General features: G+C 72.8%; 25 protein-coding genes. 10 read left to right on the forward strand and 15 right to left on the reverse strand.

The window, feature by feature from the left end:
• Nucleotides 1-16 precede the first annotated feature (16 nt).
• Nucleotides 17-1,057 carry an alkaline phosphatase family protein gene (locus tag FIV44_RS05610; protein WP_141003591.1) on the forward strand — a complete coding sequence of 347 codons (1,041 nt, stop codon included), beginning with the start codon at nucleotides 17-19 and terminating at the stop codon, nucleotides 1,055-1,057.
• 5 nt (nucleotides 1,058-1,062) lie between these two features.
• On the opposite strand, the gene FIV44_RS05615 is transcribed toward FIV44_RS05610, so the two are convergent.
• The 7 genes from FIV44_RS05615 to FIV44_RS05645 all read right to left on the reverse strand — a co-directional run bounded on the left by FIV44_RS05615 (nucleotide 1,063) and on the right by FIV44_RS05645 (nucleotide 7,244).
• Nucleotides 1,063-1,896, reverse strand: coding sequence for a DUF3152 domain-containing protein (locus FIV44_RS05615; protein WP_181411012.1), 834 nt, complete (start codon nucleotides 1,894-1,896; stop codon nucleotides 1,063-1,065).
• Nucleotides 1,893-2,861, reverse strand: a complete 969-nt coding sequence (locus tag FIV44_RS05620; protein ID WP_141003592.1) for a PLP-dependent cysteine synthase family protein — start codon at nucleotides 2,859-2,861, stop codon at nucleotides 1,893-1,895. The genes FIV44_RS05615 and FIV44_RS05620 overlap by 4 nt, the downstream gene beginning before the upstream one ends.
• 4 nt (nucleotides 2,862-2,865) lie before the next feature.
• Nucleotides 2,866-3,144: a MoaD/ThiS family protein gene (locus tag FIV44_RS05625; protein WP_141003593.1), complete on the reverse strand. Its 279-nt coding sequence runs from the start codon at nucleotides 3,142-3,144 to the stop codon at nucleotides 2,866-2,868.
• Between the two features lies 1 nt (nucleotide 3,145).
• Nucleotides 3,146-3,589, reverse strand: coding sequence for a M67 family metallopeptidase (locus FIV44_RS05630; protein WP_141003594.1), 444 nt, complete (start codon nucleotides 3,587-3,589; stop codon nucleotides 3,146-3,148).
• 286 nt (nucleotides 3,590-3,875) lie between these two features.
• Nucleotides 3,876-4,826: an acyl-CoA desaturase gene (locus tag FIV44_RS05635; RefSeq protein WP_246086830.1), complete on the reverse strand. Its 951-nt coding sequence runs from the start codon at nucleotides 4,824-4,826 to the stop codon at nucleotides 3,876-3,878.
• A 25-nt stretch (nucleotides 4,827-4,851) separates the two neighbouring features.
• On the reverse strand, nucleotides 4,852-5,559 hold the full coding sequence (locus tag FIV44_RS05640; RefSeq protein ID WP_246086831.1) for a response regulator: 708 nt from the start codon (nucleotides 5,557-5,559) through the stop codon (nucleotides 4,852-4,854).
• Complete coding sequence (locus FIV44_RS05645) at nucleotides 5,556-7,244, reverse strand: sensor histidine kinase (protein WP_141003596.1); 1,689 nt, start codon at nucleotides 7,242-7,244, stop codon at nucleotides 5,556-5,558. The genes FIV44_RS05640 and FIV44_RS05645 overlap by 4 nt, the downstream gene beginning before the upstream one ends.
• A 101-nt stretch (nucleotides 7,245-7,345) precedes the next feature.
• Here FIV44_RS05645 and FIV44_RS05650 point away from each other — a divergent pair, with 101 nt between their 5' ends.
• Genes FIV44_RS05650 through FIV44_RS05665 form a run of 4 tightly spaced genes read left to right on the forward strand, consistent with a single transcriptional unit; the run spans nucleotide 7,346 to nucleotide 10,744 of the window.
• Nucleotides 7,346-8,329 carry a Bug family tripartite tricarboxylate transporter substrate binding protein gene (locus tag FIV44_RS05650; protein WP_141003597.1) on the forward strand — a complete coding sequence of 328 codons (984 nt, stop codon included), beginning with the start codon at nucleotides 7,346-7,348 and terminating at the stop codon, nucleotides 8,327-8,329.
• Nucleotides 8,326-8,829 carry a tripartite tricarboxylate transporter TctB family protein gene (locus tag FIV44_RS05655; RefSeq protein WP_141003598.1) on the forward strand — a complete coding sequence of 168 codons (504 nt, stop codon included), beginning with the start codon at nucleotides 8,326-8,328 and terminating at the stop codon, nucleotides 8,827-8,829. Before FIV44_RS05650 ends, FIV44_RS05655 begins: the two co-directional genes overlap by 4 nt.
• The gene (locus tag FIV44_RS05660; protein WP_141003599.1) at nucleotides 8,829-10,343 is read left to right on the forward strand and encodes a tripartite tricarboxylate transporter permease; all 1,515 of its coding nucleotides are present in this window, start codon (nucleotides 8,829-8,831) and stop codon (nucleotides 10,341-10,343) included. Before FIV44_RS05655 ends, FIV44_RS05660 begins: the two co-directional genes overlap by 1 nt.
• Nucleotides 10,340-10,744, forward strand: coding sequence for a universal stress protein (locus tag FIV44_RS05665; protein WP_141003600.1), 405 nt, complete (start codon nucleotides 10,340-10,342; stop codon nucleotides 10,742-10,744). Before FIV44_RS05660 ends, FIV44_RS05665 begins: the two co-directional genes overlap by 4 nt.
• On the opposite strand, the gene FIV44_RS05670 is transcribed toward FIV44_RS05665, so the two are convergent.
• Genes FIV44_RS05670 through FIV44_RS05680 form a run of 3 tightly spaced genes read right to left on the reverse strand, consistent with a single transcriptional unit; the run spans nucleotide 10,728 to nucleotide 12,205 of the window.
• Complete coding sequence (locus FIV44_RS05670; protein WP_141003601.1) at nucleotides 10,728-11,312, reverse strand: DUF2017 domain-containing protein; 585 nt, start codon at nucleotides 11,310-11,312, stop codon at nucleotides 10,728-10,730. The two genes, FIV44_RS05665 and FIV44_RS05670, sit on opposite strands and share 17 nt — an antisense overlap.
• A gap of 12 nt (nucleotides 11,313-11,324) precedes the next feature.
• Nucleotides 11,325-11,633 (reverse strand): ATP-dependent Clp protease adapter ClpS, encoded by a 309-nt coding sequence (gene clpS / locus FIV44_RS05675; protein WP_425465156.1) that lies wholly within the window; start codon nucleotides 11,631-11,633, stop codon nucleotides 11,325-11,327.
• 32 nt (nucleotides 11,634-11,665) lie between these two features.
• On the reverse strand, nucleotides 11,666-12,205 hold the full coding sequence (locus FIV44_RS05680) for a DUF1697 domain-containing protein (RefSeq protein WP_141003603.1): 540 nt from the start codon (nucleotides 12,203-12,205) through the stop codon (nucleotides 11,666-11,668).
• A gap of 77 nt (nucleotides 12,206-12,282) precedes the next feature.
• Here FIV44_RS05680 and FIV44_RS31880 point away from each other — a divergent pair, with 77 nt between their 5' ends.
• Both FIV44_RS31880 and FIV44_RS05690 read left to right on the forward strand, forming a co-directional pair.
• The gene (locus tag FIV44_RS31880) at nucleotides 12,283-12,717 is read left to right on the forward strand and encodes a MarR family winged helix-turn-helix transcriptional regulator (RefSeq protein ID WP_141003604.1); all 435 of its coding nucleotides are present in this window, start codon (nucleotides 12,283-12,285) and stop codon (nucleotides 12,715-12,717) included.
• Between the two features lie 76 nt (nucleotides 12,718-12,793).
• Nucleotides 12,794-13,984, forward strand: a complete 1,191-nt coding sequence (locus tag FIV44_RS05690; protein WP_246086832.1) for an MFS transporter — start codon at nucleotides 12,794-12,796, stop codon at nucleotides 13,982-13,984.
• A 116-nt stretch (nucleotides 13,985-14,100) separates the two neighbouring features.
• Here the strand turns inward: FIV44_RS05690 and FIV44_RS05695 are convergent, their stop codons facing one another.
• Nucleotides 14,101-14,568, reverse strand: coding sequence for a PaaI family thioesterase (locus tag FIV44_RS05695; RefSeq protein ID WP_141003605.1), 468 nt, complete (start codon nucleotides 14,566-14,568; stop codon nucleotides 14,101-14,103).
• Between the two features lie 64 nt (nucleotides 14,569-14,632).
• On the opposite strand from FIV44_RS05695, the gene FIV44_RS05700 reads away from it, so the two are divergent.
• Both FIV44_RS05700 and FIV44_RS05705 read left to right on the forward strand, forming a co-directional pair.
• Entirely contained in the window at nucleotides 14,633-15,124 is a 492-nt protein-coding gene (locus FIV44_RS05700; RefSeq protein WP_141003606.1) for a winged helix-turn-helix transcriptional regulator, read from the forward strand.
• Nucleotides 15,121-16,050 carry an alpha/beta hydrolase gene (locus FIV44_RS05705; RefSeq protein ID WP_141003607.1) on the forward strand — a complete coding sequence of 310 codons (930 nt, stop codon included), beginning with the start codon at nucleotides 15,121-15,123 and terminating at the stop codon, nucleotides 16,048-16,050. Before FIV44_RS05700 ends, FIV44_RS05705 begins: the two co-directional genes overlap by 4 nt.
• 10 nt (nucleotides 16,051-16,060) lie before the next feature.
• Here FIV44_RS05705 and FIV44_RS05710 read toward each other — a convergent pair whose 3' ends face one another.
• Both FIV44_RS05710 and FIV44_RS05715 read right to left on the reverse strand, forming a co-directional pair.
• On the reverse strand, nucleotides 16,061-17,830 hold the full coding sequence (locus FIV44_RS05710) for a DEAD/DEAH box helicase (protein WP_141003608.1): 1,770 nt from the start codon (nucleotides 17,828-17,830) through the stop codon (nucleotides 16,061-16,063).
• Nucleotides 17,827-18,132, reverse strand: coding sequence for a DUF3039 domain-containing protein (locus FIV44_RS05715; protein ID WP_141003609.1), 306 nt, complete (start codon nucleotides 18,130-18,132; stop codon nucleotides 17,827-17,829). Before FIV44_RS05715 ends, FIV44_RS05710 begins: the two co-directional genes overlap by 4 nt.
• Before the next feature lie 513 nt (nucleotides 18,133-18,645).
• Between FIV44_RS05715 and FIV44_RS05720 the strand changes: the two genes are divergently transcribed.
• Complete coding sequence (locus tag FIV44_RS05720; RefSeq protein ID WP_141003610.1) at nucleotides 18,646-19,008, forward strand: hypothetical protein; 363 nt, start codon at nucleotides 18,646-18,648, stop codon at nucleotides 19,006-19,008.
• On the opposite strand, the gene FIV44_RS05725 is transcribed toward FIV44_RS05720, so the two are convergent.
• Both FIV44_RS05725 and FIV44_RS05730 read right to left on the reverse strand, forming a co-directional pair.
• Nucleotides 18,938-20,425 carry an MFS transporter gene (locus tag FIV44_RS05725; RefSeq protein ID WP_141003611.1) on the reverse strand — a complete coding sequence of 496 codons (1,488 nt, stop codon included), beginning with the start codon at nucleotides 20,423-20,425 and terminating at the stop codon, nucleotides 18,938-18,940. The two genes, FIV44_RS05720 and FIV44_RS05725, sit on opposite strands and share 71 nt — an antisense overlap.
• Nucleotides 20,422-20,982 (reverse strand): TetR/AcrR family transcriptional regulator, encoded by a 561-nt coding sequence (locus FIV44_RS05730; protein WP_141003612.1) that lies wholly within the window; start codon nucleotides 20,980-20,982, stop codon nucleotides 20,422-20,424. Before FIV44_RS05730 ends, FIV44_RS05725 begins: the two co-directional genes overlap by 4 nt.
• Nucleotides 20,983-21,000: the final 18 nt, after the last annotated feature.

Here is a 21,000-nt window from a genome sequence, read left to right on the forward strand (position 1 = left end):
GTCGTAGGGTGAGCGGGTGACCTCGCTTCGTGTTCGTCCCGTCCTGGCCGCCGTCGTCGTGCTCGCCGCGGTGCTGGCCGGCTTCCTGCTGGCCCCGACCGACCCGACCCGTCCGGTCTCGGCCGACGTCGCGGCCCGCACGATCAACGACAAGCACGTGATCGCGATCTCGGTCGACGGGCTCAACCCGCGCGCGCTGAAGAAGCTGGGCCGGGCGGGTACGCCGAACCTGCACCGGCTGATCAAGGACGAGGGCGCCGGCACGGTCAACGCCCGCGCCCAGCTGGAGCTGACGATCACCCTGCCCAACCACACCAGCATGGTCACGGGCCGCCGGATCAAGGCCGGCAAGGGCGGGCACGGCGTGACCTGGAACGACGACACGGTGACCAAGACCGTGCAGCAGGCCGCCGGCCACGACGTCGACTCGGTGTTCACGCAGGTCCACGCCGCGGGCGGCACGACCGCCGTGTACGCCACCAAGTCGAAGTTCTGGCTGTTCGAGCGGTCCTGGCCCAAGGCGGTCGACAAGAACGTCATCCAGGTCGAGAAGAACGGCGCCGTCGTCAAGGCGCTGCGCGACGACCTCGCCACCAGCCCCGCGTCGTTCTCGTTCGTCCACCTCGGCAAACCCGACCAGATGGGCCACAAGTTCGGCTGGATGACGCCGAAGTACCTGCGCGCCGTGGCGAAGATGGACAAGCTGATCGGCACGATCATCGCCCAGGTCGAGTCCTCGCCGTCGCTGCGCACGTCGACCGTGATCGTGCTGACCTCCGACCACGGCGGCGTACCCGGCACGAAGAACCACGTGTGGAAGAAGAACCGCGAGGACTACCGCGTGCCGTTCGCGATCTGGGGCGCGGGCGTCGACCGGGCCGACCTGTACGCCATCAACCCCCACCGCGCCGCCCCCGGCCGCAGCCGCCCCAACGCCAAGGCGGACCCCCAGCCGATCCGCAACGGCGAGGTCGCCAACGTCAGCCTCGACATCCTCGGCGTCGACGCCGTCCCCGGCAGCCTGTGGGACGCCGCCCAGGACCTCGCCTGGAAGTGACGAGGTCAGCGGCGGCGGAGCTCCGCGGGCGTCGGCCAGGGATTGAAGCGGCAGCCGCCGGTGCCCTTCGACTGCTGCATCATCACCGGCGCGGGCGCGCCGCGGCGGGGGCACGAAGCGTGGCCGTAGCCGAGCCAGTGGCCGGTCTCGTGGTTGACGACCATGTGGCGGTAGTCCCGCAGCGAGCGGTCGGCCCGGTTCCAGGCCGGTGACGCGCCGCGCCAGCGGTCGACGTTGATCACGACGTTGCGGCCGACCCGGCACGACCACTGGGTGCTGCACGAGCGGGAGAAGGACGGCACCAGCCGCGCCTCGCTGAGCCAGAGCGTGAACGCGCCGCCGTGCTTGACCTGCTTGAACCGCACACCCTTGGCGCGCCAGCCCCGCGGATCGTCGTACGTCTCCTGGGCGAGGCGCCGGAAGTCGGCGACGTCCACGCCGCCGACGCCGCCGCGGGTGCGGACGCTGTAGCGGACGGTCCGGCGCACCTTCACCCGGTGCTTGACCTTCCCGACCCGCACCTGGGTCGCGGTGTCGGCGTACCCGGTCGCGCCGACGACCACCACGACGTCGAGCCGGTGCCCGACGTCCTCGGGCGCGACCTCGTGCTTGCGGCGGACCTCCCCCGGGATGGGGACGCCGTCGCGCAGCCACTGGTAGCTCACCCGCTCCGGCGCCGGCGCCCACGCACCGGGCCGCGCCTTGAGGACCTTGCCGTACGTCCGCTTCCCCTGGAACGACGGCGGCTGGACCTGGGTCAGCGGCGGCAGCTCGTCGGCCGCCGCCGGGACGGCGAGGACGCCGGTGAGCGCCAGCAGGAGACCGAGGAGGAGCCTCACGCCCAGAGCTGGCCTTCCAGCCGGTCCTCGGCCTCGTCGATGGTGCCCTCGTAGGCGCCGGTGGAGAGATACTTCCAGCCGCCGTCGGCCACCACGAACGCGATGTCGGCGCTCTCGCCGGCCTTCGCCGCCTTCGCGGCCTGGCCGAGCGCGGCGTGCAGGATCGCGCCGGTGGAGATGCCGGCGAAGATGCCCTCGAGCTCGAGCAGCTCCCGCACCCGGCGTACGGCGTCGCGGGGGCCGACCGAGAAGCGGCTGTCGATCAGCTCGGCGTCGTACAGCTCCGGGACGAAGCCCTCGTCGAGATTGCGCAGGCCGTAGACGAGCTCGCCGTAGCGCGGCTCGGCGGCGACGATGCGGACCTCGGGCTTCGCGCGGCGGAAGAAGCGGGAGACGCCCATCAGCGTCCCGGTCGTGCCGAGACCGGCGACGAAGTGGGTGATCGAGGGCAGGTCGGCGAGGATCTCGGGACCGGTGCCCTCCTCGTGGGCGAGCGCGTTGGCGGCGTTGCCGTACTGGTAGAGCATCACCCAGTCGGGATGCTCGGCGGCGATCTGCTTGGCGACGCGGACGGCCTCGTTGGAGCCGCCGGCCGCGGGCGAGGAGACGATCTCGGCGCCCCACATCCGCAGCAGCTGGCGCCGCTCCTCGGAGGTGTTCTCCGGCATCACGAAGACGGTGCGGTAGCCCTTGAGCTTGGCCGCCATCGCGATCGAGATGCCGGTGTTGCCGGACGTCGGCTCGAGGATCGTGCAGCCGGGACGGAGCACGCCGTCCTTCTCGGCGTCCTCGATCATCTTCAGGGCCGGGCGGTCCTTGATCGAGCCGGTGGGGTTGCGGTCCTCCAGCTTCGCCCAGATCCGCACCTCCGGCGCGCCCGCGGTGTTGAACGGCGCCGACAGCCGCGGAAGGCCCACCAGCGGCGTACTGCCGACGGAGGCGAGCAGGCTGTCGTAGCGGGTCATCGGATCAGCGCGCGCCGCCGGCGACGGCCGGCAGGATGACGACCTGGTCGCCGTCGGAGAGCTCGGCCTCGAGGCTGCCGATGAAGCGCACGTCCTCGTCGTTGATGTAGATGTTGACGAACCGCCGCAGGTCGCCGCCCTCGATCAGGCGGTCCTTGATGCCGGGGTGGCCGGCCTCGAGGGAGTCGATCAGCGCGCTCAGCGTGGCACCGTCGGCGGTGACCGCCTTCTCGCCACCCGTGTAGGTGCGCAGGATGGTCGGGATCCGGACCTCGATGGCCATGTCAGCTGGTCTCCTCTGCGGTGTCATGGGCGGCGACGACGACCTCTTCCTCGGTCACGACGCCGTCGACGATTCTGTACGACCTGAACTCCACGGGCCCCGGGTTATTCCCGTGCTCACGCGTGCTGACGAGCACGTAGTGGGCGCCGGGCTCGCTCGCCAGGTCGATGTCGGTGACGCTGGGGTACGCCTCGGTCGCGGAGTGCGAGTGGTAGATCACCACCGGCTCCTCGTCGCGGTCGTCCAGCTCCCGGTAGAGGCGGAGCAGATCCGTCGAGTCGTACTCGTAGAACGTCGGGCTGCCGGCGGCGTTGACCATCTCGATCAGCCGGGCGGGACGATCGCTGCCGAGGGGGCCCGCGACCATCCCGCACGCCTCGACCGGGTGGTCCCGCTTGGCGTGCTCCACGATGGCGTCGTACGTCGCCTGGTCGATGCGCAACACGCGTCCAGGGTAGGGCGTCGGGCGGTGTGGTCCGGAATCGGCCCGAGGGCGGGAAACGCCCGCCGGGGCCGGGGCGGCTGGGCGGGCCTGAACGCTGTAACACGTTGATCGCCCACCTGGCAGCCCGGCGTCCGCTGTAACACGTTGATCGCCCACCTGGCAGCCGCGCGCCTGCTGTTGCAGCCTCATACAGACCCGATTCAGCGAGGTCTTGTGGCTGATAGGTCAGCGAACTACGTGTTACAGCAGTCGTCGCCAACCCCGGACGAGGCCGAGCGCGGGCGACTCAAGCGGCGGGCGTGACCGACTTGGCCCGGATCCGCTCGGGCGTGGGCCAGCGGACGTCGCCCACCCAGCCGAGCTTCTCCAGCACCCAGATCACCCGGGCCGAGGTGTCGAGCTGGAAGCGCTTCACGCCGTGCCGGGCGGAGGTGGGGTCGGCGTGGTGGAGGTTGTGCCAGGACTCGCCGCCCGACGGGATCGCCAGCCACCAGACGTTGCCGGAGAAGTCCCGGGAGGCGAAGGGCCGCTCGCCGAGGGTGTGGCAGATCGAGTTGATCGACCAGGTGACGTGGTGGATCAGGCCGATCCGGACCACGGTGCCCCAGAAGAACGCGGTCAGCGCGCCCTGCCACGACCAGGTGAGCAGCAGGCCGAGCAGCGGCGGGAGGAGGATCGACGTCAGCACCCACAGCCAGAACAGCCGCGAGATCCGGACCAGGTCGCGGTCCTTGGCGAGGTCCGGCGCGTACTTGTCGATCGGCGTCTGCTCGGGGTCGAACAGCCAGCCGACGTGGGCCCAGACGAAGCCCTTCGTCAGCCCGCGCATGCTGTTGCCGTAGCGCCACGGCGAGTGCGGGTCGCCCTCCTTGTCGGAGAACTTGTGGTGCTTGCGGTGGTCGGCGACCCAGCGGATCACCGGCCCCTCGACCGCCATCGAGCCGAGGATCGCGAAGGTGATCTTCACCGCCCGGTTGGGCTTGAAGGACTTGTGGGTGAAGAGCCGGTGGTAGCCGACCGTCACGCCGTGCAGCGTCAGCCCGTACATCACGAACGTGATGGCCACGTCGCTCCAGCCGAGCCAGCCGCCCCACGCCACCGGGATCGCGGCGAGGAAGGCGACGAACGGGACGGCGATGAAGAGCGCGAGCGCGAACCGTTCCCAGAATCCCTGGGTGTCGTCACCCATGGTCGCCTTGGGGGCCTGCGGTTCGGGGCGGTCCTCGATCGCGGTCACGAAGGCAAGCCTAAGCGGACGGCGGTCAGGGAGCGACCCGGTAGCGCCGTTCCGGACGCCCGGTGCCGCCATACCGCAGCCGGACCTCGGCCGTGCCGGTGTCGACGAAGTGCTCGAGATAGCGGCGGGCGGTCACCCGGGACAGGCCGAGCGCCTCCGCGGTCTCCGACGCGGAGATCTCGCCCGCGGCCCGCGCGGCGTCGAGCACGAGGTCGGCGGTCTCCGGGCTCAGCCCCTTCGGCAACGACGCCGGTACGTCGACAGGCCGGCCCGCGCCGAAGGCCCGGTCGATCGTGGCCTGGTCGACCTCCGGGTCGGCCTCCTCGGCCCGGTCGCCGCCGGGGCCGGTCAGGGTGGCGAGGGTGGCGGCGACCCGGCGCAGGCGGTCGGCCAGATCGTCGTACTCGAAGGGCTTGACGAGGTACTGCATCGCGCCGCCGTGGAGGGCGGCGCGGACGGCGGCGGCGCCGCGCTCGGCGGTGACCATCACGACGGCGACGTCCCGGCCGCCGCCGCGCAGCCGCTCGAGCACCTCGAGGCCGGAGAGGTCGGGCAGGTGGACGTCGAGGAGGACCAGGTCGGGCTGCAGGGCGGCGGCGAGCTCCAGCGCCTCGGCGCCGGTACGGGCGGTGCCGGCGACCTCGAAGCCGTCGGTCCGCTCGACGAACCGCCCGTGGATGCGCGCGACCATGAAATCGTCGTCGACGACCAGCACGCGCAGGCTCCGGCTCACGGTCGCCCATCCTGGCCGACATCGCCGCCGATGGGCAGCACCACGCGGAACTCCGCTCCCCCGCCACCCTCCGAGAGGGCGTCGTCGACGACCACCTCGCCACCGCGCTGGGCGCAGATCAGCCGGACCAGCGGCAGCCCGATCCCCCGCCCGCCGAGCACCTCCTGCTTGGTGGAGAAGCCGCGCACGAAGATGGCGTCGCGCAGGTCGCCGGGGATGCCCGGACCGTTGTCGCGGACCCGGACGTGGACCGCCGTGTCGTCGGCGAGCACCCACAGCTCGACCAGCGCGTCCGGCCGGCCGGCGCAGGCGTCGACGGCGTTGTCGACCAGGTTGCCGAGCACCGTGGTGAGGTCGGCGCTCTCGTCGGAGGCGAGGGCGGGGAGCCGCGAGCCCGGGTCGAGCTCGAGGGTCACGCCGCGCTCCTCGGCAACGGCGTGCTTGGCGACGACGAGCGCGGCGACGGCCGGGTCGGCGAGCCGCTTCGCGACCTGCTCCCCCACCTCGGCCCGGTGCCGGGTGAGCGTGCCGACGAGGGCGGCCACCTCGTCGTACTCCCCGAGCTGGACCAGCCCGGAGATGGTGTGCAGCCGGTTGTCGAACTCGTGGGTCTGCGCGCGCAGGGTGTCGGTGATGGAGAGGTTGGAGCTGAGCTGGCTCTGCAGCGACACCAGCTCGGTGCGGTCGCGGAGCGTGGTGACGGTGCCGATGCCGCGGCCGCCCGAGGAGGCGTCGCCGCGGTTGAACACCACGACCCGGGTGCCGACCAGCGCCAGTGCGTCGCGGACGTCGGCGCCCTCGCCGGTCAGCAGCGCGACGACGTGCGGGTCCAGGCCGAGGTCGTCGACCCGCCGGCCGACCGGGTCGGGACCGCCGTCCAGGCCGAGGGTGGCGCGGGCGGCGTCGTTCATCGCGGTCACCCGGCCATCGGTGCCGACGCCCACGACGCCCTCGCGGATGGCGTGCAGCAGCGCCTCCCGGTGGTCGGCGAGGTTGGCGAGCTCGGTGGTGCCGAGGCCCCGGGTGGAGCGGCGTACGACGCGCGCGACCAGCCAGGTGCCGGCCACGCCGAGCAGCGCGCCGAGGCCGAGGAACAGGCCGAGGTCGGGCACCGCCTCGGCGAGCTGGTCGGCCAGCGAGGGGTAGGCGGCCTCGGCGACGACGGCGCCCACGGCCCGGTTGTCCCCCGGCGTGTCCGCGATGACCGGGGCGTAGGCGGCCACCCGCCGCTCCCCGCCCGCGTGGACGTCGGTCGTGCCGCCGCGACCGCTGCCGACCTCGCCGCCCCCGAGATCGGCCCGCTCGCCCACCCTGCCGGCATCGGTCGCCGCGAGGACGGTGCCCTCGGGACCGACGACGAGGACGTCGGTCGCGCCGGAGAGGCGCACCCCGCGCTCGGCGTACGACGTCAGGTCGGCCGCCACCTGCCACAGCTCCGCACCGCCGCGCACGTCCTCGAGCTCGGTGCGGACCAGGTCCTGCACGGCGACGTACTCCGCCACCGAGCGCATCTGCGCGCCCCGCTCCTCGGCGAAGTCGGCGTTGGACTGCCGGATGCTGAGCACACCGACGGCGGTCAGCAGCACCGCGATCACGGCCAGCTGGAGCAGCAGCACCTTCGCCGCGAGGGTGAGCTCGCCGCGGCGCCACCTCAGCAGTCTCCCGGTCGCGACCACAACGACCACAACCTCCTCTACGTCCGCAAGCGTGACGACCGCCACAGCCCACCGACATGCTGGCACGGATCTCACGTGACGGCGGTCACGACCCAACCCCGGAGGTTCCCATGCATCGCCTGCATCGCCTCGTGGCGCTCGTCGTCGCACTGGCGCTCGGCGCACTCGTCAGCGGCTGCGGCGTCACCCGCGGCTCGGACGACCCCAGCAACCGGCGGCTGCGGATGATGATCCCCAACAGCGTCGGCGGCGGCTACGACCTCACCGGCCGCGCGGCCGCGCGGGCGCTGGAGGACAACGACCTCACCGGCCGCTTCGAGATCACCAACGTGCAGGGCGCCAGCGGCACCGTCGCCATGCAGCGGCTGATCAACGAGAAGGGCGCCGACGACCTCATGATGCTCATGGGGCTCGGCGTCGTGGGCGCGGTCTACACGAACAAGTCCAGCGCCACACCGCTGAAGATGACGCCGATCGCCCGGCTGGTCGAGGAGCAGGAGGGCATCCTGGTCCCCGCCGACTCGCCGTTCGAGACGGTCGGCGACCTGGTCGAGGCGTGGCGCGGGGACCCCAGCGGCCTCACCGTGGGCGGCGGCTCCGGCAACGGCGGCCCCGACCACCTCTTCCCGATGCAGCTGGCCGACACCATCGGCATCGACCCGAGGAAGGTCAACTACATCTCGTACGACGGCGGCGGCCCCCTCACGACCGCGCTCCTCGGCGCGAAGATCGACGTCGGCATGTCCGGTCTCGGCGAGTTCGAGGGCCAGATCGAGGAGGGCAAGCTGCGCGTGCTGGCGGTGTCCGGCGACGAGCGCCTCGAGGGCATCGACGCCCCCACCCTCACCGAGTCCGGCGTCGACCTCGTCTTCACCAACTGGCGCGGGGTGCTCGCTCCGCCCGGCATCACCGACGAGCAGCGCGACTACCTGACCGACCTCCTCACCGAGATGCACGGGACCGAGGAGTGGAAGGAAGCGCTCGCCGCCAACGGCTGGACCGACAACTTCGCCACCGGCAAGGAGTTCGAGGACTTCCTCGCCGAGCAGGACGACCGCGTCGCCGACACCCTCAAGGAGCTGGGACTCGCATGAACGACACCACCGTGACCCGGACCATCGACAGGGCGCAGTACGGCCTCGCCGGCTTCCTGGTCGTCGCCGGCGGCTACGTGCTGCTGGACGCCGCCGGCCTGGAGGACGGCTTCGCCGACCAGCCGGTCCAGCCCTACACCCTCCCGTACGTCGTCGGCGCGGTCCTGGTCCTGCTCGGCATCCTGCTCGCCGTCGCCACGGCACGCGGCGACCGGCCCGAGGCCGAGGAGGGCGAGGACATCGACCTCACCCAGGGCACCGACGTGCGCACCGTGGGCATCCTGGCCGCGGTGCTGGTGGCCAATATCGCGCTGATCGACCTGCTGGGCTGGGCGATCACCGGCGCGCTGCTCTTCGCCGGCTCGGCCGCCGCCCTCGGCAGCCGCACCTGGGTCCGCGACCTCGCCGTCGGCGTCGCCCTCTCGGTGGGCAGCTGGTACGGCTTCTACGTCGGGCTCGGCGTGCCGATCCCGGCCGGCATCCTGGACGGAGTGCTCTGATGGACCTGCTGCTCGACGGCTTCCAGGCCGCCCTCTCCCCCCAGAACCTGCTCTTCGCCACCATCGGCGTGCTGCTCGGCACCGCCGTCGGCGTCCTGCCCGGCATCGGGCCCGCGATGACCCTGGCCCTGCTGCTGCCGGTGACCTACAGCGTCGGCGCCGACAGCGCGATCATCATGTTCGCCGGCATCTACTACGGCGGCATGTACGGCGGGTCGACCACCTCGATCCTGCTCAACACACCCGGCGAGTCCTCCTCGGTCATCACCGCGATCGAGGGCAACAAGATGGCCAAGGCCGGGCGCGCCGCGCAGGCCCTGGCGACCGCCGCGATCGGGTCGTTCGTCGCCGGGTCCATCGCCACGGTGCTGCTGTGGATCGTCACGCCGTACGTCGCCGACCTGGTCGTGACGCTCGGCTCGCCGTCGTACTTCGCCCTGATGGTGCTCGCCCTGTTCGCGGTCACCGCGGTCCTCGGCGCCTCCAAGCTGCGCGGGTTCATCGCGCTCTTCCTCGGCCTGGCCATCGGCCTGGTCGGCACCAACACCGGGCAGGCCCGGCTCACCTTCGGCGAGCCGCTGCTGGCCGACGGCATCGACATCGTGGTCGTCGCGGTGGCGCTGTTCGCGATCGGCGAGGCGCTCTGGGTCGCCGCCCACCTGCGCCGCAAGCCCCTGGAGATCATCCCGGTCGGCCAGCCGTGGATGAGCAGGGAGGACTGGCGCCGCTCGTGGAAGCCGTGGCTGCGCGGCACCGCCTTCGGGTTCCCGTTCGGCGCGATGCCCGCCGGCGGCGCCGAGCTGCCGACCTTCCTGTCGTACGCCACCGAGCGGAAGCTCTCCAAGCACCCCGAGGAGTTCGGCAAGGGCGCGATCGAGGGCGTCGCCGGCCCGGAGGCCGCCAACAACGCCTCCGCCGCCGGCACCCTGGTGCCGCTGCTCGCGCTCGGCCTGCCGACCACCGCGACCGCCGCGATCATGCTGGTCGCCCTACAGGGCTACGGCTTCCAGACCGGGCCGACCCTGATGGACGACCACCCCGAGCTGGTGTGGGCGCTGCTGGCCAGCCTGTTCGTGGCCAACACGCTGCTGCTGATCCTCAACCTGCCGATGGCGCCGCTGTGGGCCAAGCTGCTGCAGATCCCCCGGCCCTATCTGTACGCCGGCATCCTCTTCTTCGCCTCGCTGGGCGCCTACAGCGTCAACTTCCAGGCCTTCGACCTGGCCCTGCTGCTGGCGATCGGCGTGCTGGGCTTCGCGATGCGGCGCTTCGGCGTCCCGGTGCTGCCGCTGATCATCGGCGTCATCCTCGGCCCGCTGCTCGAGGAGCAGCTGACCACCGCGCTGAAGATCTCCCAAGGCGACGTCAGCACGCTGTGGAGCGAGCCGGTCGCCGTCGCCGTGTACGCCGTCATGGCGCTGCTGCTGGTCGCCATGGCCGTTGGCGCGGCGCGACGTCCCGCCACCCCGGAGCAGTCCCCCACCGATGACGAGAAGGAGCTGGTCGAGCGATGAGCAACACCGGGAGCATCGTGGTCGCCTACAGCGCGGACCGGTACGGCGCGGCCGCCCTCGAGCACGCCGCCGGTCTCGCCCGCAAGGACCGGGCCCGCCTGGTCGTCGTCAACGCGACACTCGGCAGCAGCCTGGTCGACAGCAGGTTCGCGCACGACGCGGACATCGCCGCGCTGCAGGAGCGGCTCACGGGCGAGGGGCTCGACGTCGTCGTACGGCACGACGTGGTGAGCGACGTCGCCGACGCCGTGATCGCCGCCGCCGACGAGGAGCAGGCCTCCCTGGTCGTCGTCGGCATCCGGCACCGCACCCCGGTCGGCAAGCTCCTCCTCGGCAGCGTCGCCCAGCGGATCATCCTCGAGGCGCACTGCCCCGTGCTGGCGGTCAAGCCACCGAGCTGACCAGCGTCTCCTGGAGGAAGCCGAGCCACTCGTAGATGTGGTGGGCCTGGGCGCGCGGGTCGTCCTCGGGCAGCCCGTACCAGTAGCCCTCGTCGCCCTCCGCGACCTCGAGCCGGGTGCCGAGGGCCAGCCGCAGGTCGGTGAAGGAGCGCATCCAGACCAGCGCGGTCTCGGGGTCGAGCTCGACGTCGATGGTGAGGTCCTCGCCGGTCGGCTCGGGCGGAAGCCCGGCCTCCTCCAGGACGTCGATGACCGTCGCCGCGGCCCGGGCCTTCCCGTCGCGCAGGGTGCCCTCGGTGAACCGGCGGAACTCGCCAGCCGACTCGGCGTCGTCGCGGTAGGCGTTGGGGAAGAGCCGCCGCAGCACCGGGTCCTCGGGCTCGGTGGTCGGGCCGGAGAAGTCGAGCAGCGCCTCCAGCGGGTCGCGCTCGGTGGCGGCGACGGCCGACTCGTTGTGCAGCAGCTCGACGAGCTGGGCGGCCAGTGAGCGCAGCAGGTCGGCCTCGAAGACCGAGAACGTCGCGATGACGCGCTTGCTCCGGCGGTGCCGGACGAATCCAGAGGTCATGACGGTGGGCGCTCACTCGGCCTTCGACAGGGTGGCCCACAGGCCGTACTCGTGCATCGCCTGCACGTCGCGCTCCATCTCCTCGCGGGTGCCGCTGCTGACGACGGACCTCCCGTCCTCGTGGACCTCCATCATCAGCTTCTCGGCCTTCTTCCTGCCGTAGCCGAAGTGCTTCTGGAAGACGAAGGTGACGTACGACATGAGGTTGACGGGGTCGTTCCACACCACCGTCACCCAGGGGGTGTCGGCGAGGGTGATGTCGTCCGGGGTGAGGTCCTGCTGGACTCCCGGATCGACCTTCTCCGGGCTCGCGGTCGTCACGAGCCCCATCGTGTCACAGCGGTTCAGGGCGGTCAGGAGCACCACTTGTCGGCCAGGGTGACGACGACATTGAAGTTGCGGTTGGTCGCGACGCCCAGCGAGCGCTCGGTCTTGAACGGGTCGACGTTGCCCGCCTGGTAGCCGGGCCCCATCAGGATGTGCGCCGCACGCCCACGGACGACCACCGCGTTGAGGTCGTCGCTGCGCGCCTCGACCTCGGCGACCACCTCGGCGTCGGGCTCGTCCTTGAGCAGGTAGACATAGTGCCGCTGCCGGTCGGGGCGGGCGGCGCTCAGCTCGCGGGCGTCCGCGGCGATCGCGGCCAGCTCGGCCGGCGTGTAGGCGATCGTCGGCACCTCGAACCCGGTCTGCTCGAGGTAGGCCCTCTCGAGCGCTGCCTCGACCTTGGCGCGCGAGCGCATGCCGGTGGTGAGCCGGACGTTGCCGGTGTTGATGTGGGTCAGCACGTCGCGGCCGCCGGCGGCCTCGGTCGCGGCGACGATCTCGGCCTTGGGGAACTTCCGGGTCGGCCCGAGGTTGATGGCGCGCAGGAACGCGACGTAGGTCGGCATGGCCCCAGTATGGCGGCGGTGTGGCGTGCGCCACCGTCGCGCGACATGCATAGTTTTCCGATGTAAATTGGTCGGACGTGAGCACTCCCGATGTCGACGCCCTCAGTGGCGACCTCACGGTGTACGCCGCCCGGCTGGTCCGGCTGATCCGCCGCTCGCATGCCTCCTCGGCGGGCGTCCGCGTGCTGTCGATCCTCGACGAGTCGGGCCCGCAGGGCGTGACCGCCCTCGCCCAGGCCGACCGCTGCTCGCAGCCGACGATGACCGGCCAGGTCAACCAGCTCGTCGACCAGGGCTGGGTCGCGCGCCAGGCGAACCCCGACGACGCGCGCAGCAGCCTGGTCGTGCTCACCGATGCCGGGCGCACCGAGCTCGCGCGGGTACGGCGCCTCAGCGCCGGCCTCGTGTCGGAGCGGCTCGCCCGTCGTACCGATCTCTCCGTCGACGACCTCGCGACCGCCGTGGCCGTGCTCCAGGCCGTCCTCGAACCCACCTCGGAAAGAACCTCGTGACCGCCACCGCCGATCCCGGCACCCACACCCCTCCCACGCCGCCGAGGGCGGCTCGTTCCTGCGCCAGCCGCGCGCGGTGTGGGCCGTCGCCTTCGCCTGCGTCATCGCGTTCATGGGCATCGGCCTGGTCGACCCGATCCTCAAGGAGATCGCGGCCAAGCTCGAGGCGACGCCGAGCCAGGTGTCGCTGCTGTTCACCAGCTACATGGCGGTGATGGGCGTGGCGATGCTGGTCACCGGCGTCGTCTCCACGCGGATCGGCGCCAAACGGACCCTGCTCACCGGCCTGGTCCTGATCATCGTCTTCGCCGGGCTCGCCGGCATGTCCGGCTCGGTCGGCGCCGTGATCGGCTTCCGCGCCGGCTGGGGCCTCGGCAATGCACTCTTCATCGCCACCGCGCTGTCGACCATCGTGAGCGCCTCGAAGGGCTCGCTCGCCCAGGCGATCATCCTGTTCGAGGCGGCGCTCGGCCTCGGCATCGCGTCCGGGCCGCTCGTCGGCGGGCTGCTCGGCGAGCACTCCTGGCGCGGCCCGTTCTTCGGCGTCTCGGTGCTGATGACGATGGCGCTCGTCGCGACGGCGGTCTTCCTGCCCGCGACGCCGCCCGCGCCGCGACGTACGACGCTCGCCGACCCGTTCCGTGCCCTCGCCTACCCCGCGCTCGCCGTGATCGCGGCGGTCGCGGTCTGCTACAACCTCGGCTTCTTCTCGCTGCTCGCCGCGGGCCCGTTCGCGCTGCCCGAGGCCGGGATCATGCAGATCGGCTGGATCTTCTTCGGCTGGGGCGTGCTCCTCGCGGTCGCGTCGGTCGCGCTCGCGCCGTGGGTGCAGCGCAAGGTCGGTACCGTGCCCGCGCTGATCGGCGCGCTCACCCTGTTCGCACTCGACCTGATCATGATGGCGATCGGCGCCTCCACCTCGACCGTCGTCATCGTCGGGATCGTCGTCGCCGGCGCCTTCCTCGGCGTCATCAACACCCTGGTCACCGAGGCCGTGATGGGCGCGGCGCCGGTGGAGCGGCCGGTCGCCTCGGCGGCGTACTCCTTCGTGCGGTTCACCGGCGGCGCCGTCGGGCCGTACGTCGCCCTCAAGCTCGCCGAGCACCAGGGCTCCGCGGCGCCGTTCTGGTTCGGCGGGATCGCGGTCGTCGTCGGCGTCGCGATCCTGGTCGCCGGCGCCGCGACCATCGGCCGGGCCCTGCACGGCACCCCGGCCGCCCACTCCCCCGAGGAGGCGGAGGCCGAGGCGCTCGGGGACCTGTCCTGACCGACCCGGCGCATCCTGACCCGTAAGTCGCGTCGACCCGTCGCGTCCTTACCTAGCCCGAGGTAAGGACGCGCCGGGTCGGCGTAGATTCGGGGGAAGTTTGCGCCGGGTCGGGGTCAGGCGAAGATCATGCAGCTGCTGGACGCGTAGGCGACCAGCGTCCCGCGGCCGTCGTACAGCTTCGCCTCGGCGAGGGCGGTACGGCGGCCGCGCTGCAGCACCGTCCCGACCGCCCGCAGCCGGCCGGAGTCGACGGTGACCGCCTTGAGGAACTTCACCGTGAGGTCGAGGGAGGTGTAGCCCTCGCCCACGGCGAGCGTGGAGTGGACGGCGCAACCGCAGGCGGAGTCGAGCAGGGTGGCGTAGACGCCGCCGTGGACGCTGCCGATCGGGTTGTAGTGGCGCAGCTCGGGGTCCAGCTCGAAGACCGCCGTCCCGCGCTCGGGGACGTCCATGGCGGCGAAGCCGAGCGTCTCCGCGATCGGCGCCCCGGGGATCAGGCCGTCGCGGATCGCCCGGAGCTGCTCGAACCCGTCGAGCGCAGCAGGGTCGACGGGCTGGGTCTTGGTCGCGGACTCAGTCATGGGGCCATCAGACCAGCGCCAGGCTGGGTCTGTCAATGAGACCTGGGTCGCCTATGCTGGTCCGATGGACACCCCGTCGGCGCTCGCCTGGTCGGTCGACAACTGCACCCTCGGTCGGGCGATGGCGATCCTGGGCGAGCGGTGGACGGTCGTGGTGCTGCGCGAGGTCTTCCTCGGCGTACGACGCTTCGACGACATCCGCCGGCACGCCGCGATCCCCCGCCAGATGCTGGCCGACCGGCTCGCGACGCTGGTCGAGCAGGGCATCCTGCGCAAGGTGCCCTACCGCGAGGACGGCGCCCGGACGCGCCACGAGTACCGGCTCACCGCGAAGGGCCTCGAGCTCCAGCCGGTCCTGCTGGCCATCAGCCACTGGGGCGACCGCCACCTCGCCGACCCCGGCGGCCCGCCGACGGTGTTCGTCCACCGCGACTGCGAGGAGCCGGTGCACGTCGAGGTCCGCTGCGCCGCGGGCCACCACGTCGACGACCCGCGCCGGGTCGCCACGCGACCGGGTCCGGGCGTGAAGCCGTTCGAGGCCGGCCGCCCGGCATGAGGCTCGGCCTCGCCCACCTGATCGACCCGCGCCTGCTGCCGCTCGTCGACGCCTCGCGCGCCTTCTACGCCCAGCGGGAGCCCGGGCGCGGTCCCCGCAGCGAGGAGGAGCTGCGTGCGCTCCGCGCGGGCCGTGCGGCACCCGCACCATCGCGGCACGCCGCGGTCACGGAGGTCGTCCGGGTGGACGATCACGAGGTGCCGGTGCGGCTGCACGTTCCCAGCGGCGGGCCGGCCGCGGGCGTCCTCCTCCATCTCCATGGCGGCGGCTTCTACCTGGGATCGGGCGAGGCCGACGATGCCCGCGCTCGCGCCCTCGCCGAGGCACTGGGCGTCGTGGTCGTCGGCGTGGACCACCGCCTGGCCCCGGAGCATCCCTGGCCCGCCGCGCCCGACGACTGCGAGACCGCGGCGCGCTGGCTGGTCGACCACGCGGCGGAGCGGTTCGGCACCACCCGGCTGGCCGTGTCCGGCTTCTCCGCCGGCGCGACCCTGGCCGTCACCACCCTGCTGCGCCTGCGCGACCGAGGCGTCCGCGCGGTCGCCGGCGCCGTCCTTCAGTTCGGCACCTACGACCTCAGCGCCCGGACCCCCGCGGGCCGCCTGATCGCCGACGAGTACTTCCTCCGGGCCTACGCGGGGACCGCTCCCGATCGCACCCACCCGGACCTCTCCCCGGTCTACGCCGAGCTCGCCGGGCTGCCTCCGCTCCTCATGGTCGTCGGCGCCGAGGACGTCCTGCTGCACGACAACCTCGCCATGGCCGCGCGCCTCTCGGGTGCCGGGGTCGACGTCGACCTGCGCGTCTACCCGGCCTCGCCCCACGGCTTCACGGCCCATCCGACGCCGATGGCCCGCGCGGCTCTCGACGATGTCGAGGCCTGGCTCGCCGACCGGCTCGCGGCCACCGGCCTGACGGGCGCATAGACCCGTCGGGTCAGGACGTCTTCCGCACCGCCCACTCGCGGATCCGGTCGATCCGCTTCTGCAGCTGGTCGGCGTTCGCGACCGCGGCGGCCGGTCCCCCGCACTCCTTGCGCAGGGCGGCATGGGTGATGCCGTGCGCCTGCCCGGTGCGGTGGTGCCAGGACGCGACGAGCGAGTTCAGCTCGCGCCGCAGCAGGCCGAGGTGCTCGTGGGTGGTCACCTCGGCGACCGTGTCGGCCGCCCGCTCGCCGGCTCCGGCCTCCGGGCGCCGGGTACGACGACGGTCGGCCTGCCGCTGCTGGAGCAGCGCGCTGACCTGGTCCGGCTCGAGCAGGCCGGGGATGCCGAGGAAGTCCATCTCCTCGTCGGAGCCCACGTGGACCTCGCCCTCGTGGCCGAACTGCGCGCCGTCGTACAGGGCGTGGTCGAAGCGGGCCTCGGAGCCGAGCGCCTCGAAGGGCAGCGCCTCCAGCTCGTCGGACGCGGCCTCCCCGGCGTTGGCCTGGGCGAGCAGGTCGTCCTCGGCCGCGAAGATGTCGCCGTCGCTGCTCACCTTGCGCTTGAGCACGTGGTCGCGCTGGGCCTCGAGCTCGGCGGCGAAGGTGAGCAGGTTCGGCACCGACGGCAGGAACACCGACGCGATCTCGCCGCGCTTGCGGGCCCGCACGAAGCGGCCGACCGCCTGCGCGAAGAACAGCGGCGTCGAGGTGGTGGTCGCCCACACCCCGACCGCGAGCCGCGGGACGTCGACGCCCTCGGACACCATCCGGACCGCGACCATCCAGCGCCGGTCGTTCTCGCTGAACTCCGAGATCTTCTTCGACGACGCCTTCTCGTCGGAGAGCACGACGGTCGCGGGCTCGCCGGTGATCGCCTTGAGCAGCTTGGCGTAGGCGCGGGCGCCGTCCTGGTCGGAGGCGATCACCAGCCCGCCCGCGTCGGGGATGTGGCGGCGCACCTCCTCCAGCCGCTTGTCGGCGGCGGCGAGGACCGACGGGATCCACGAGCCGCTGGGGTCGAGCGCGGTGCGCAGCGCCTGCGAGGTCATGTCCTTGGTGAGCGGCTCCCCCAGCGACGCGGCGACCTCGTCGCCCGCGCGGGTGCGCCAGCTCATCTGGCCGGAGTAGGCGAGGAAGAGCACCGGCCGCACGACGTGGTCGGCCAGCGCCTCGGCGTACCCGTAGGTGTAGTCGGCCACCGACGTCGGCACGCCGCCCTCGCCGGGCGCGTAGGTGACGAACGGGATCGGGTTGATGTCGGAGCGGAACGGCGTGCCCGTCAGCGCCAGGCGGCGCGCCGCCGGCTCGAAGGCCTCCCGCACCCCCTCGCCCCAGCTCAGCGAGTCGCCGGCGTGGTGGACCTCGTCGAGGATCACCAGGGTCTTGAACCGCTCGGTGCGGATCCGCATCGCGAGCGGGTTGACGCCGACGCCGGCGTAGGTCACCGCGACGCCGACGTAGTCGCTGGAGATCTTGCCCGAGCCGGCGGAGTACGTCGGGTCGATCGGCAGGCCCGCGCGCGCCGCCGCCTCGGCCCACTGCAGCTTGAGGTGCTCGGTGGGCGCGACGATGATCAGCCGGTCGACCATCCGCCGCCCGAGCAGCTCCGCGGCGACCGTCAGCGCGAAGGTGGTCTTGCCCGCGCCGGGCGTCGCCACGGTGAGGAAGTCACGCGGGTTGCGGGCGAGGTAGTCGGTGAGCGCAGCGGACTGCCAGGCACGCAGCGACGGCGCCGTGCCCCAGGCTGCCCGCTCCGGCCACGCCGGACCGAGCGAGCTCATGCGTCGGGACCGGACCCTCCGCCGGAGCCGCCCGAGCCGCCCGAGCCGTCGCCCGGCTTGTCGTCGCCGAGGCCCTCCCAGATCTCCTTGCACTCCGGGCAGACCGGGAACTTCTCCGGCGCCCGGCTCGGCACCCAGACCTTCCCGCACAGGGCCACGACCGGCGTGCCCATGACCATCGCCTCGGTGAGCTTGTCCTTCTCCACGTAGTGGGAGAAACGCTCGTGGTCGCCCTCGTCGGTCGGGACGGTACGGCGGTCCTCGCGGACGTCCGTTTCTGTCGAGAAGCCGATCGTGGTCACGTGGCGCAGTCTAGTCGCTGGCCTCGCTCCGGCCTGCCCCGGCGTGCGGGTGCCTGTGGATGAGCCCGACACGAGTCGGGCGTTCCCGGCAGGGTGGCGCCATGGCGTCCGCCGAGCCCGTGGACCATCCGGTCCTCCCCTTCGACCGGCGCGTCCTGGCCACGCCGGGCGGAGAGTCCGTCCAGGGCGAGCTCATCACGGCCGCGGACGCCACGACGCTCCGGCTGCGCCCCGAGGGCGACCCCTACGAGTTCTTCGAGCCGCACGAGGTCGCCATCGCCGACTGGCTCGTCGAGCGCGGCGCCGGCCCGGTCGTCTCGCTGCGTCCGCTCAGGAAGCGCAAGGCCCCGGATGCGCTCGTCGGCGGCAGCGAGACGCCCGGCGAACCGACCTCACGGCCGACGACGCCGCCGAGAACATCACACTGGTCGTCACGCGCCTCGGCGTGGACCTCGACCAGCTGGTCGTCCTCGTCGGCTCGGCCACGGGCACGACCGCGATATCGTGGTGGGCATGAGCCTGAACGAGCGGTACGTCCTGGTCGGAGGCGGCGCCAGCGTGGCGGACGTCGAGTCCGCTCTCGACGCGCTCGAGCTCGGCGACGACGTCCTGGTCGACGTCTACCCGCATCGCTTCCTGCCCGCCTACTCGGTCATGGTCTCCCTCGACCACGAGGGCGCTCCCGCCGCACAGCAGAGGGTCGTCGACCACCTCGCCGCGTCGCTCGGGGTGCCCGTGGTGACCGAGGAAGAGGAGGTCGCCAAGGAGGAGGCCGAGGCCGCCGCCCGGGAGGCTACCGCGTCCGTCAGTGCCCACCCGACACGTCGACGTCCGCAGGAAGCCCCCGCCACACCAGGACCGCGACGAGCAGGGTGACGACGGCCCCGGCGAGGCCGACCATCCCGAACGCGTCGGTGTACGACGCGAGCGCGGCCGGCTCGACGGGGGTGCCGAGGGCACCGGCGATCGACTCCACGGCGGCGTCCGGCGCACCGGCGGGCAGGCCGTGGCGGTAGACGACGCCGGCGAGGCTGCCGAGCACGGCGATGCCGAGCACGCCGCCGATCTCGTACGACATCTCCTCGACCGCGGCCGCCGAGCCGGCGTGGTGGGCCGGGGCGGCGCCCATGATGAGGGCGGAGGCGAGGCCGAGGGCGGCCGTGCCGAAGCCGACGAGGAGCAGGGCGAGCGCGATGCCGGCGTACGGCATCGGGCGCGGGAGCAGCCAGAGCGTGAGCAGGCCGGCGGCGAGCACGACGAGCCCGGCGACGATGACGTTCCGCGCGCCGAGGCGGGCCGCGACGGCGGGCGCCAGCGGCGGGCCGATCAGGCCGCCGACGGCCATGGGGAGCAGCGCGACGCCCGCGAGGAGCGGGCTCCAGCCCTGGACCAGCTGCAGCCACTGCGAGCCGACGAACAGCAGCGCGATCATCGCGGTGCTGCTCACCAGTGCGGTGGCGACGCCGGAGCGGAAGACCGGGTTCGCGAACAGGCGTACGGCGAGCATCGGCTCGTCCTGCGCCAGGCAGCGCCGCACGAAGCCGGTGAGCAGCGCGAGGCCGGCGCCCAGCACGAGCAGCGTGGGGACGTCGAGGTCGCCCTTGCCGAGGTGCTTGACGCCGTAGACCGCGGCCACCATGCCGCCGACCGAGAGCAGCACGCCGAGCGCGTCGACCCGGCCGGGCCGATCCGAGCGGCTCTCCGGCAGCAACAGGACGCCGGCCACGAGCGCGACCACCATCAGCGGCACGTTGACGAGGAAGGCGGCGTGCCAGCTGAACGCGCTGAGCAGCGCGCCGCCGACGATCGGGCCCACGGCGCCGCCGACCGCGGCGGTCGCGGCCCAGAGGCCGAGCGCGAAGGCGCGCTCGCGGGCGTCCGGGAACAGCGCGCGGATCAGGGAGAGCGTGGCCGGCATGATCATCGCGCCGCCGATGCCGAGCAGCGCGCGGACCGCGATGACGTCGCCCGGGCTCTGCGCGATCAGCGCGGCGAGCGAGGCGACGGCGAAGATGGCGAAGCCGGTGAGCAGCATCCGGCGCCGGCCCCAGCGGTCGGCGAGCGCCGCGACGGGGACGAGCAGGCCCGCGAGGACCAGGGAGTAGACGTCGACGATCCACAGCTGGGCCAGCGCCCCGGCGTGGAGGTCCTCGGTGAGGTCGGGCAGCGCGACGTTGAGGACGGTCATGTCCATCACGACCACGAGCAGGCTGGCCGCGAGCACGGCCAGGCCGCCCCAGCGCCGGCGGTCGCCGCCGGTCACGGCAGCCTGCGTGGGCAGGGTGGCGGTCATCGCGCGGCACCACCGTCGAGGAAGGTGGAGCGGACCAGGGCCTCGGCGTCGCGGCGGGCGATGTCCCCGGCGAGGAGGGCGTCGCGGACGGCGACCAGCAGGCCGTAGACGGAGTGGCCCAGCCAGCGGGCCGGCACGTCGGCGCGCAGCACGCCCGCGGCCTGCGCGGCGGCGTACAGGGCGACCTCCTCGGCGAACAGCGCCTGGCAGCGCTCCTGCAGGGCGGGCGAGTTGACGACGGTCGGGTCGGTCAGCGCGACGCCGAAGTCCTCGAGGTCGGCGACGAAGCGCGCGAGGACGTCGTCCAGGCCGGCGCGGATCCGCGCCGGGTCGGCCGAGGCCGCGGCCTCGGCGACGCCGGCCGCCACCAGGCTCTCCGCCCAGCGGTCGAGGGAGCGGGCGCCGATCTCGTGCAGCAGCTCCTCGCGGTTGGCGAAGTGGCGGTGCACCGTCGCCCGGCCGACGCCGGCGGCCGCCGCGATCTCCGCCATCGAGGCGGTGGGCTGGGTGGTGAGCAGGCGCTGGGCTGCGACCAGCACCGTGTCCCGGGTGGACATGAGGCCTCCTTGAGTGAG

The sequence above is a fragment of the Nocardioides humi genome (genome assembly GCF_006494775.1).
In the GTDB taxonomy this organism is placed as follows: Bacteria; Actinomycetota; Actinomycetes; order Propionibacteriales; family Nocardioidaceae; genus Nocardioides; species Nocardioides humi.